This is a genomic window from Bradyrhizobium sp. Rc3b, assembly GCF_900114915.1.
GTDB lineage: Bacteria > Pseudomonadota > Alphaproteobacteria > Rhizobiales > Xanthobacteraceae > Bradyrhizobium.
In genome coordinates, this window is the sequence record NZ_FOUS01000015.1 from 168,625 (window position 1) to 180,065 (window position 11,441).

Below are 11,441 nucleotides of genomic sequence, written 5' to 3' on the forward strand. Positions count from 1 at the left end.
CGGGGACCTAGGCTTGCGCTTCTTGGATCGGATGAGCGCTGGTGCCGCAAGAGGGATTCGAACCCCCGACCCCGTCATTACGAATGACGTGCTCTACCAACTGAGCTATTGCGGCGAACCCTGCCGGGGCCAAGGCGATGCCGGCCCCGATACGCGCGCTCCTGATATCGGGCATGGCCCGAATTGGCAAGGACAAGCCGGGTTCGAAATGCGGCTCAGGCGCCCCAGCGGGACCAGAATCCGCGCCAGCCGCCGGCCTGGGCCTTGGGTGTACCGATTTGTTCCGTAAATTCATCACTCGGACCCTCGTCATCGATCCCGGGATCGTCGGGGGCCCGGACGATCGGGATGACCGCGGGAATCGGCGCTGGCGCGGGTTTGACGAGGTCGGCGCGGCTCCGGAACACCGGTGTCGCCGCCGGCGGAGGTGATTCGGCGGGCTCCGGGGCCGGTTGGACCGGTTCGGCGGTCACAACGGCCGGCTCTTCTTTGGCCATCGGGGGCGAATTGTCCTGCGCGGCCGGCACTGGCGCCGGTGCTGTCACGAGCGGTTCCGCCGGGCGTTCGCTGGGAGCCACCGTCACCCGCTTCGGCGGCGGGGCCGCCAGCATGGCCTCCTCGAAGGCCGAGGATTCGATCGTGGTCCCCTTGTCCGAAGGCAGGCTCGCGACCGGGGTCTGCCACTGGAACGCATCGAGCCGCCCGGTGACCGGCGAGACCGGGCGCCAGCGGTCGCTAACGTAGCCGTCCGCAGTCCAGGCCGGATCGTGACGGGCGCGCACCGCCCGCAGGGTCCACGCGCGGGCGCGGCCGCTATCGCCATGCTCGGCACGCTCGATCTCGGCCATCAGCAGCGCGACGCGCTGGGTCGGATCGCTGAGATAAGGCGCGAGCACTTCGCGCGCGCGGGCGAACTCGGAGGCGTCGATCGCGGCACGCGCGATCGCGAGCTGACCCTCGATATGGCCGGGCTTGTCGGCAGGCGTCTTCGCCGCAAGCGTCTCGACCCGCTGCAAGCGGTGCCAGGCGGTATCGCCGAGCTTCACATGGGCATAGGCATCCGCGAGATCCGGATGCGGATTGGCGAGCCAGGCAGCTTCCACCCGCTTCATGGCGCGGCGCACCTGATGTGCCTCGCTGTCGAATTTTGCCGCGAGCACGGCCGCAGGCACCAAGGTCGGCGCAAGCTTCACCGCCTCCATCACGCTCTCGCGCGCGACGTCGCGGTCCATCGTCTGCAATTCGAGCGCGCGCGCCGTGAGCAACACACCGCGCTGCCGGCGATAGGCCTGCTTGTCGATCAGGCCTGCGGACAAATTCGAATCGAGGATCGCGAGCGCGCCGCTCCAGTCGCCGCGCGCGCAGCGGAAGCCGAGCACCGCTTGCGAGGCCCAGGTCGAGGACGGCGACAGCTTGATCGCTTCCTCCGCGATCATCACGGCGCCGACCGCATCGTCGGCGCGCTGCGCCTCAATGAACAGGCCGCGCAGGCCGAGCAGGCGCGTGTCCTCGCGCTCGGCCATGGCGCGGAAGACGCGCTGCGCCTCGTCGCGATTGCCTTCGAGCTGCGCCGACTGCGCATGCAGGAGCAGCGCGAGCGGATCATTCGGCGCATGCCGCCGCGCCGTTTCCGCGTGCCGGCGGGCGAGTGCGGTATCACCATGACCGATCGCGAGCAGGCCGTGGGTGATGGCGTGGCGGCCCCGCGCGTGGCGCTTGTCGTGGCGGCGGCGGCGCAGACGCCCCGGCGTGCGCCAGATCGTCGTCACGATGCTCCAGACCAGCACGACGGCCGCGGCAAACAGGCCAAGCAGGAACACGAATTTGGGAAGCGTGGTCGAGGCGCGGAAACTGCCCGCAGTCAGGACGAGATCGCCGGGCTGGTCGGCAACCCAGGCCGCGCCGGCCGCCGCCAGCGCGATCAGGACAAGGAAGAGGACGATGCGAAGCATGGCGATCCCTATACGCGCTTAGTATTGCGCGAAGCTTTATTGAGCAGGCTTGACGAGATCCGCCATGGCATCGTCGGCGAACTTGCGGGAAGCGGCGAGCGCAGCGTCGCGGGCATCGGCCTTGTCGAGCCAGGCCTGCGCCGGCGCACGATCGGCCTCGGCCAGCGTCTTGAGCTCGCGCCGCGCTTCCACGAAATCATTGCGAAGCGCCGCCGCCGTCACCCGTGCGACGATGGCGCCACGATCGTTGCCGACCCCGTCGGTGCGCTCGATGCGGACCAGCTTTGAGGCTCCTGCCTGGAGACGCTCGACGATGCCCGTGCCGCTGGTCTGGGCTTCCGCCGGCGGCGACAGCTTCGGCACGATGTTGAGGAGCTCGCGACTCAGCGCCACCGGCGTCGGGATACCTGACGCGGCAAAGGTGTCGAGCGGCTTCAGCATATCGGGCTTTGTCACCATCGCCCGCGCTGCGGCCAATTGCGACTCGTAAGCATCGCCGTGACGAACGGCGACGTCGAGCAGGGCCGCCGCCACCACATGGCGCAGCGGCTTGTCGTCCAACGTCTTCGCATCGGCAATCTTCTCGCCCTGCTGCGCGAGCTCGGCACGTTCGGCCTTGCTGGCGCGCTCGAGCTGGGCGATGCGGTCGCTCAGAGCGGCGAGGTCGGGTGCGGCAGCGCGGGGGGCAGATTTCGCATCGTTCAATGTGCTCGCGGTCTTGTCGAACTGCGTACGCAGATTGGCGACGTCGCTGCGCAAGCCGCTCGCGGATTTCTCCAGCGCGTCGATCCGCGCCGCCATGGCCGGATCGGCGACGGGCTTGCCGGCCTTGGCTTCAACTGCCGCAACGCGACCGCTCAGCGCATCGACCGTCGCGCTCGTGACTTGCGGGGTGGCCGGCGGTGCCTGCACGGCGGGCCAACCCAGCATCCAGCCGACCGCGATCACGACCGCCGCCGCGACAGCGCCGGAGAACGGCGCGATGACCCAGGGCGACATCGGCGCAGACACGGGAGCCGGCGCAACCGCGGCCTGCGGTTCGGTCCGCTCCGGCTCTGCGTCAACCTGGTCGGATTTTGCCTGCTCAGGCTCGGCGTGCTCCGGCGCCGGCGGTGCCTCGGGCTCGACTGCCGGCTCCTGCGGCTGGGTCGAGACTTCGCTGGCTTCGAGGTCGATGGTGGGCGGAGTGCGCTTGGCACGGCCGGACTCAGGAGCCAATCCTGCGTCTTCAGGCTTGTCGTCGGCCATCGTGACGGTTCCTCACACTTCCATACGCGGGACGGACCCGATTACGTCGGATTCGGCTCGACCTCTTACGCCAAACGGGTGCGTAACGCACGCTCCAAGGTGGTAAATAAGGCATTTTCGTCCGGTGTGGCTGCGACCAGAACCTGCGACGCGCCGGCATCACGCAGCACGCTGGCCACCGTCTCGGACAGGCAGCATTGCGGTATGGCCAGCGCCGAGATTTCGACGCCTTCGTCCCTGGCCGCATCCAGGAACGCCCGGGCGCTGCGCCGGGAGTAGTGCAGCACCGCCTCGACGCCGTGGGCGGCAAAGCCCTCGCAGACCTCGCGCGGCAGATGCTTGACCGGCGCCATGCGATAGGTCGTCTGCGTGACCACGCTAAACCCCTCCGCACCGAGCTCGCCGCCGAGGTCGCGCGACAGATCCGCGCCTGCGAGATACAGCAGCGTGCTCTTTTTCTTCAGCACCTTGTCGCGCGCGCTCTGCATCACCTTGTCGCGCAAGGACGCGGCATCGCCGCCGGCGACGATCACCTCGGCAAAGCCGGCGTCGCGCGCCGCAGCAGCCGTATGCTCGCCGACCGCAAACAACGGCAGCTCCAACAGACCAAGATCCCGCAATTGTGGCGCGACGGCACGGATCGCGTTGGCCGATGTGACGAGGATGGCACCGTAGGGAGCTTCACTCTCGTCATGGAAGGCGACCGGCTCGAACTTGAGCACCGGCGCAAGCAGCACCGCAAGACCCCGCGCACGCAGGCTTTCCGCCGTCGCCTCATTGTCGGGATGCGGCCGTGTGACAAGGATGGACATCGCTGGTGTTCCCGGACCAATTGGCGGCGACGCATTCGTGAGGAAGCCGCGCGTGGCGATTGCGCAATCTGGCCCCGGAATGCTACCGGACGTACCAGAACTCTGCTTTGCGGATGAGCGCAAGGGCGCAAATTGGATAACAATTCGCCAATGCTGGTACTGGGCATTGAAACCACCTGCGACGAGACCGCCGCGGCGGTGGTTGAACGCTCGCCTGACGGCAGCGGCAGGATCCTGTCCAACATCGTGCGGTCGCAAATCGAGGAGCACGCCCGCTTCGGCGGCGTGGTGCCGGAGATCGCCGCCCGCGCCCATGTCGACCTGCTCGATGGCATCATCGAGCGCGCGATGCAGGAGGCCGGCGTCGGCTTCGCTCAGCTGGGCGGTGTTGCTGCCGCTGCGGGGCCGGGCCTGATCGGCGGCGTCATCGTCGGGCTCACCACCGCGAAGGCGATCGCGATGGTGCACGACACGCCGCTGGTCGCGGTGAACCATCTGGAGGCGCATGCGCTGACGCCGCGCCTCACCGACGGAATCGAATTTCCCTACTGCCTGTTCCTCGCCTCGGGTGGCCATACCCAGATCGTCGCGGTCACCGGCGTCGGCCAGTATGTACGGCTTGGCACCACCGTCGACGATGCGATCGGCGAGGCCTTCGACAAGGTCGCGAAGATGCTGGGCCTGCCCTATCCCGGCGGGCCGCAGGTCGAGCGCGCGGCGGCAAGCGGCGATGCCACGCGCTTTGCGTTTCCGCGGCCGATGCAAGGGCGTCCCGATGCCAATTTCTCGCTGTCGGGATTGAAGACGGCAGTGCGCACTGAAGCGAGCCGGCTGGCCGAGATCACGCCGCAGGACATCAGCGATCTCTGCGCGAGCTTTCAGGCCGCCGTGCTGGATTCGACCGTCGACCGGTTGAGCGTCGGCCTCAGGCTGTTCCGGGAAAAGTTCGGCGCGCCGCGCGCCCTGGTCGCGGCCGGCGGCGTCGCCGCCAATCAGGCGATTCGCGGCGCCCTCGATGAGGTCGCACAGCAAGCCGGGACGCAGCTGATCATGCCGCCGCCGGCGCTCTGCACCGACAACGGCGCGATGATCGCCTGGGCCGGTGCCGAACGCCTCGCGCTCGGCCTGACCGACACGATGGAAGCGCAGCCCCGCGCGCGCTGGCTGCTCGACGCCAACGCAACGGCGCCGGCGGGCTACGGCAAGACCCGGGCGGGATACTAGCCATGACTGCATTCCAATCCGTCGCGGTGATCGGGGCAGGCGCCTGGGGCACGGCGCTGGCGACCGTGGCGGCGCGGGCGGGAAGGAGCGTCACGCTCTGGGCACGCAATGCCGAGCATGCCGCGCGGATCGCCTCGACACGCGATAATCCGCGCCTGCCCGGGGTGCGGCTCGCGGCGGAGATCGTCGTGACCAGCGATCTGGCGCTCACCGCGCACGCCGACATGTTGCTGATCGCAACACCTGCGCAGCATTTGCGTGGCGCCGTCAACATGCTGGCCTCGCATTTGACAGGGCCGGTGCCGATCGTCGCCTGCGCCAAAGGCATCGAGCACGGCACCCACAAATTCATGACCGACGTGATCGCGGAGGCCGCGCCGCACGCCCAGCCCGCGATCCTGTCGGGTCCAAGCTTTGCCGACGATGTCGCGCGCGGCTTGCCGACGGCGGTGACGCTGGCGGCAGGCGATGAGACGTTGGCGCGCGCACTGGTGCAGGCCCTGGGCTCACCGACGTTCCGTCCCTATCACTCCACGGACATTCGCGGCGTCGAGATCGGCGGCGCGGCCAAGAACGTGCTTGCAATCGCAGTCGGCATCGCGGTCGGGCGCAAGCTCGGCGCCTCCGCCCAGGCTGCGCTGACGACCCGCGGCTTTGCCGAGCTGACGCGCCTCGGCCGCGCGCTCGGCGCACGCAGCGAGACACTCGCCGGCCTCTCCGGTCTCGGCGATTTGATCCTGACCTGTGCGAGCCCGCAGTCACGCAACTTCGCCCTTGGCCTTGCACTCGGCCGCGGCGAGCAACCGCCTGCCGGCAAGCTTGCCGAGGGTGAGTTCACCGCGCCGGTGCTGATCGAATTCGCAGCTTCGCAGGGCATCGAGCTGCCGGTATCAGAAGCGGTCGCGTCGATCCTGAGCGGCCGAAGCACGATCGACGCGGCTATCTCGGGGCTGCTGACGCGCCCATTCAAGTCAGAGGAATAAACATGGCGTACTGGCTGGTGAAATCCGAACCATCGGTCTGGTCCTGGGACCAGCAAGTGGCGAAGGGCGCCAAGGGCGAGGCCTGGACCGGGGTGCGCAATTACACCGCGCGCCAGAACCTTGTCGCCATGAAGAAGGGCGACAAGGCGTTCTTCTATCATTCCAACGAGGGCAAGGAGATCGTCGGCATCGCGGAGATCATCAAGGAGGCCTATCCCGATCCGACCGACAAGACCGATAAATTCGTCTGCGTCGACATCAAGGCCGACAAGCCGTTGAAGACGCCGGTGACGATGGCCACGATCAAGGCCGAGAAGAAGCTGGCGGACATGGCGCTGGTGAAATATTCGCGCCTGTCGGTGCAGCCGGTGACAGCGGAGGAGTGGAAGCTCGTCTGCAAGATGGGCGGGGTTTAGGGCTACGACATCCGACCCGGCATCGCCGGCAGCGCAAACACCTCGCATGGCGCAGCAATGCCGCGCAGCGAATGCGATCCGAGCGCGACCAGCGGCATGTCCGTTTCCGCGGCGAGCGCTCCCGACACCAGCACGGCCCGCCCCAGCGGCTTGCACAATCCTTCGAGCCGGCTGGCGAGATTGACAGCGGGACCGATCGCCGTGAAGTCGAGCCGGTTGGCGGCGCCGATATTGCCCCACAGCATCTCGCCCAGATGGAGCGCAGCGCCGAATGCCAGCGGCGGCAACCGTTGAGCGCCGCGCTCCTTGTTGAGATAGACCATGCCGGCCTCCGCCGCGCCTGCGGCACGCAGGGCGGCCTCGCAGGCCCGGCGGGGCGATGCATCGACCACCGGAAAGATCGCGAGCACGCCGTCGCCGATGAATTTCAGCACTTCGCCGCCGAAGGCGTGAACGGCACCGGCGATGCGGTCGAACCAGGCATCGAGCGCGGCGATGACCTGTGCAGGCGGTGAGGTTTCCGACAACGTCGTGAAGTTGCGGAGGTCTGCATAGAGCAGCGCGGCCTGAATGGTCTCGCCGAGATCGCGGCGCAGAGGTGCCGCCAGCACCCGCTCCGCGCTGCGCTTGCCGAGATATGCGTCTAACGTCGCGCGCAACGTGGCGCGCGCGGCGAGCACGGCGAGGGGCGTCGCTGCAAAACGCGCGGCCTGGCGCAATTGCCCGATGTCGTCGGCAGTGAAGGGACGCGGCCCGATCCAACAAAGCTGCGGCCCATCGGGCCGTCCGACGATGTCTTCGTGCACCTCGCCGCGCGCGATGTCGCGCAGCCAGCGGCGGCCGGCATCGTTGGGCGGATCGGGCGCCAATCCGCCGGGCGCGAAACCGAGTGCTTCGATCACCTGGCCGCTGTCTACACGCCACAGCCAGGTCCGCTTTGCGATCAGAGGATGCGGCACCTCCAGCGTCAGGGCGCCCGCCGCAAGCGGCACGCCGTCGGCGACCAGATGGGCGCCGAGTTCCGCAAGCAGGCGATCAGCTCCGGCGCTATCCGAAGCGGCATCGACAAGCCAGGCGAGGGTCGGGGAGAGCTGCATGGCTCGATCATGGCCAAGGCGGGCCGTCTTTGTCACGGGCAATCCTTGACGCGCCGCTTTGGCGCCGCCATGTGCCAATGGCAGCGAAGGGATGATCGCCGATGACCGAACCGTTCATAGTGCGACGCGAGACCCAGATCGCGGCACCACGTGCCACCGTTTTCGCCTATCTGACCGACCCCGAGAAAATTCTGAGCTGGATGGGCTCCGATGCCACCACGGAGCCGCATCCCGGCGGGCTCTATCTGCTCAAGGGCATCGGCCCCCGCAGCGGCGTCGCCCGCGGCGCCTTCCGCGAGGTCGTGCCGGTGCACCGTCTGGCCTACACGTTCGGATGGGAAGGCGGCCAGGAAGTACCGCCCGGCTCGAGCCTGATCGAGATCGACCTGATCGAGCGCGACGGCGGCACGCTGCTGCGCATGACCCATAGCGGCCTGCCGAGCGAAGCGCAGGCCGCCGCGCACGCGACGGGGTGGGCGCATTATATGGAACGGCTCACGACCGCAGCCGCAGGCGGCGATCCCGGTCCCGACATGGGTGTGTCAGATAAGAAGTAGCTCTCGCAAAGGCGCGCTCTTCGCGCCGTGCCCACCACCTTTCACCATGAGCAAATGGTGGGCACGTTTGCGCTTTGCCCACCCTACGGCAGCGCGACGTGTCGTTACACCGCGGCGGTCGCCACCACCTGCGCCAGCAACTGCTCGCGCCTCGCCTGCGAGCGCTGGCCCTTCATGGTCGCGGCGAAGCGCTCGAGGATGCCGTCCTCGAACGCCGTGACGATGGTGTCGTGGACGTAGCTCTTGCGGCAGATCGCCGGCGTGTTGGAGAGCTTGTCGGCAGCGGCGCGGATTGCGTCCAGCACCTGCTTCTTGCGGCCGCGCTGGCTGGTCGCCGGCGTGATCCGCGACAGCGATTCCACGACGACGGCAGACGCCATCAGCGTACGGAAATCCTTCAGCGAAATCTTGATGCCGGCGATCTCGCGCAAGAACGCGTTCACCTGCGTGGTGTTGACCGCGCGCACGATCCCGTAGGCATCGCGATACTGGAACATGCGCTTGCCGGGGACCTCCTGCAAAATGCCGATGGCGCGCACCAGCTTGGCCGCGTCGCACTCCTTGCGCACCGCCTTGCCGCCCTTCGCCTTGAAGGTCAGCACGAAGCAATCGTCCTCCAGCGTGACGTTGGACTTCAGCAGCGTGGTCGCACCGCGGGTGCCGTTGAGACGGGCATAGGATTCATTGCCGGGACGGATCGCGGTGCGCGCGATCAGCTCGATCACGGCCGAGAGCGCGAATTCACGCGTCGGCTCGTCGCCCGACAGGAATGCCGAGACCTTGCGCCGGATCTTTGGCAGCGCGCCGACGAGCTTTTCCAGCCGATGCGCCTTGCGGTGCTCGCGGACCTTCTCCCAATCGGCGTGATAGCGATATTGCAGCCGGCCCGCGGCATCGCGGCCCACGGCCTGGAGATGCGAGCTCGGATCGGACGAATAGCGCACCTCGCGATAGGCCGGCGGCACCGCCATGGCGTGCAGCCGGCGGATGGTGCGGGCGTCGCGGATATGTGCGCCATTGGGACGCACGAAGGAATAGCCCTTGCCGCGCCGGACGCGGCGAATGGTCAGCTCGTTCTGGTCGCCGAGCCGCAGGCCGAGCTCCCTGGCGAGCGCTTCGACCGTCGCCGCGGGCGCCGTGTCGAAGGCCTTCTTCGGGCTCGGACGCCTGAAAGGGGCCGGTTTCGGCCATTGTCCGAGGGCCTTGGCCAGCGCAATAGCTGCAGGATCGGCTGAAGCGGGCCGTATCGTCCCGAGATTCTGCTGATCCATCATAGCCTTATGCCTTAGCCCTGTCTGTTACCGGTCAATGCCGCTGTTCTGATTTTTGTTCCGAAGGGCCTCTTTGGACCCGGGTTGGCCATTTAGGGTGTTCCGAACCGTATTGCGAGTCCCGAATCAGTGAGAGGCGGTTTCCAAATACCTCTACTGATGCATGGGGCCCCTGCGCCGCCTATTCCGCGGAGCTGGATCAAGGCCCCGAAAGCCGCCCGCCGGCTTGTTTCATATCTGCGACAGTCGCAGCAGGCGGGCTTGATCCTCCGCATGGCCGGCCGCCCGCCGAAGGTCCAGCTTGTGCTCCTTGTCGGGCCCGGTTAGCCCGACGCATAATCAGTCAATGATCAAGTCGGCTCGCCGGTCGCCAGCGTTCGGCCTGCCGTATGTGGAGGGAAGCATGTCCGAGAAGATCTACGACGTCCCGGCGGAGTGGGCGAAGCGCGCCTGGATCGACCAGGCCAAGTACAAGGAGATGTACGCTCGCTCGATCTCGGACCCGAACGGTTTCTGGGCGGAGCAGGCCAAGCGCATCGACTGGATGCACGCGCCGACGAAAATCGAGAACGTCTCGTTCGCGCCCGGCAACATCTCGATCAAATGGTTCGAGGACGGCATCCTCAACGTCGCCTACAACTGCATCGACCGGCATCTCGCCAAGCGCGGCAACCAGACCGCGATCATCTGGGAAGGCGACGATCCCTCGCAGTCCAAGCATATCACCTATCAGGAGCTGCACGACGAGGTCTGCCGGATGGCCAACATCCTGCGCACCCGCAACGTCAAGAAGGGCGACCGCGTCACCATCTACCTGCCGATGATTCCGGAAGCGGCCTATGCGATGCTCGCCTGCGCGCGCATCGGCGCGATCCACTCGGTGGTGTTCGCGGGATTCTCGCCGGACAGCCTCGCCCAGCGCATCAATGACTGCAAATCCAAGGTCATCATCACCGCGGACGAAGGCCTGCGCGGCGGCAAGAAGGTGCCGCTGAAGGCCAACGTCGACGCCGCGCTCGCGAAGGCCGACGACGTTGACTGGGTCGTGGTGGTCAAGCGCACCGGCGGCAAGATCGACATGAACCCGACGCGCGACCTCTGGTATCACGAGGCGGCGGCGATGGTGACGACGGAATGCCCGGTCGAGCACATGCATGCCGAGGATCCGCTGTTCATCCTCTACACTTCAGGCTCGACCGGCCAGCCCAAGGGCGTGCTGCACACCTCCGCCGGCTATCTCGTGTTCGCCTCGATGACGCATCAATACGTCTTCGATTATCACGACGGCGACATCTACTGGTGCACCGCCGATGTCGGCTGGGTCACCGGCCACAGCTACATCCTCTACGGGCCGCTCGCCAATGGCGCGACCACGCTGATGTTCGAAGGCGTGCCGAATTACCCGGATAATTCCAGGTTCTGGAACGTCATCGACAAGCACAAGGTCAACATCTTCTACACCGCACCGACCGCGATCCGCGCGCTGATGCAGTCCGGCGACGAGCCGGTGAAGAAGACATCGCGCGCCTCGCTCCGCCTGCTCGGCTCGGTCGGCGAGCCGATCAATCCGGAAGCGTGGGAGTGGTATCACCGCGTCGTCGGCGACGACCGCTGCCCGATCGTCGACACCTGGTGGCAGACCGAGACCGGCGGCATCCTGATCACGCCGCTGCCGGGCGCGACCAAGCTCAAGCCGGGCTCGGCGACGCAGCCGTTCTTCGGCGTGGCGCCTGAGATCGTCGACGCCGACGGCAAGGTGCTGGACGGCGAGACCTCGGGCAATCTCTGCCTGACGCGGTCCTGGCCCGGCCAGATGCGCACGGTCTACGGCGATCACGCCCGCTTCGAGCAGACCTATTTCTCGACCTACAAGGGCAAGTA

Annotated in this window: 10 protein-coding genes and 1 tRNA gene; 5 read left to right on the forward strand and 6 right to left on the reverse strand. The window is 67.2% G+C overall.

The features are described 5' to 3' along the window. Nucleotides 1-39 precede the first annotated feature (39 nt). The 4 genes from BM190_RS31180 to BM190_RS31195 all read right to left on the reverse strand — a co-directional run bounded on the left by BM190_RS31180 (nucleotide 40) and on the right by BM190_RS31195 (nucleotide 4,012). A tRNA-Thr gene (locus BM190_RS31180) sits at nucleotides 40-115 on the reverse strand. Nucleotides 116-215: 100 nt separating this feature from the next. Continuing rightward, the gene (locus BM190_RS31185) at nucleotides 216-1,952 is read right to left on the reverse strand and encodes a heme biosynthesis protein HemY (RefSeq protein ID WP_092261500.1); all 1,737 of its coding nucleotides are present in this window, start codon (nucleotides 1,950-1,952) and stop codon (nucleotides 216-218) included. A 36-nt stretch (nucleotides 1,953-1,988) separates the two neighbouring features. Continuing rightward, nucleotides 1,989-3,200 carry a COG4223 family protein gene (locus BM190_RS31190; RefSeq protein WP_092261501.1) on the reverse strand — a complete coding sequence of 404 codons (1,212 nt, stop codon included), beginning with the start codon at nucleotides 3,198-3,200 and terminating at the stop codon, nucleotides 1,989-1,991. A 65-nt stretch (nucleotides 3,201-3,265) separates the two neighbouring features. After that, complete coding sequence (locus BM190_RS31195; RefSeq protein ID WP_092261502.1) at nucleotides 3,266-4,012, reverse strand: uroporphyrinogen-III synthase; 747 nt, start codon at nucleotides 4,010-4,012, stop codon at nucleotides 3,266-3,268. Nucleotides 4,013-4,162: 150 nt separating this feature from the next. Here BM190_RS31195 and tsaD point away from each other — a divergent pair, with 150 nt between their 5' ends. Genes tsaD through BM190_RS31210 form a run of 3 tightly spaced genes read left to right on the forward strand, consistent with a single transcriptional unit; the run spans nucleotide 4,163 to nucleotide 6,635 of the window. Beyond that, nucleotides 4,163-5,236, forward strand: coding sequence for a tRNA (adenosine(37)-N6)-threonylcarbamoyltransferase complex transferase subunit TsaD (gene tsaD / locus BM190_RS31200; protein ID WP_092261503.1), 1,074 nt, complete (start codon nucleotides 4,163-4,165; stop codon nucleotides 5,234-5,236). Nucleotides 5,237-5,238: 2 nt separating this feature from the next. Then, nucleotides 5,239-6,219 (forward strand): NAD(P)H-dependent glycerol-3-phosphate dehydrogenase, encoded by a 981-nt coding sequence (locus tag BM190_RS31205; RefSeq protein WP_092261504.1) that lies wholly within the window; start codon nucleotides 5,239-5,241, stop codon nucleotides 6,217-6,219. 2 nt (nucleotides 6,220-6,221) lie between these two features. Further along, the gene (locus tag BM190_RS31210; protein ID WP_092261505.1) at nucleotides 6,222-6,635 is read left to right on the forward strand and encodes an EVE domain-containing protein; all 414 of its coding nucleotides are present in this window, start codon (nucleotides 6,222-6,224) and stop codon (nucleotides 6,633-6,635) included. 2 nt (nucleotides 6,636-6,637) lie between these two features. On the opposite strand, the gene BM190_RS31215 is transcribed toward BM190_RS31210, so the two are convergent. After that, nucleotides 6,638-7,732, reverse strand: coding sequence for an adenylate/guanylate cyclase domain-containing protein (locus tag BM190_RS31215; protein ID WP_177237402.1), 1,095 nt, complete (start codon nucleotides 7,730-7,732; stop codon nucleotides 6,638-6,640). 101 nt (nucleotides 7,733-7,833) lie between these two features. On the opposite strand from BM190_RS31215, the gene BM190_RS31220 reads away from it, so the two are divergent. Next, the gene (locus BM190_RS31220; protein WP_092261507.1) at nucleotides 7,834-8,289 is read left to right on the forward strand and encodes an SRPBCC family protein; all 456 of its coding nucleotides are present in this window, start codon (nucleotides 7,834-7,836) and stop codon (nucleotides 8,287-8,289) included. Between the two features lie 104 nt (nucleotides 8,290-8,393). On the opposite strand, the gene BM190_RS31225 is transcribed toward BM190_RS31220, so the two are convergent. After that, nucleotides 8,394-9,563 carry a DNA topoisomerase IB gene (locus BM190_RS31225; RefSeq protein WP_018323600.1) on the reverse strand — a complete coding sequence of 390 codons (1,170 nt, stop codon included), beginning with the start codon at nucleotides 9,561-9,563 and terminating at the stop codon, nucleotides 8,394-8,396. A 400-nt stretch (nucleotides 9,564-9,963) separates the two neighbouring features. Here BM190_RS31225 and acs point away from each other — a divergent pair. After that, the coding region (gene acs / locus BM190_RS31230) for an acetate--CoA ligase (RefSeq protein ID WP_177237398.1) at nucleotides 9,964-11,441 on the forward strand (1,478 nt) is incomplete at its 3' end.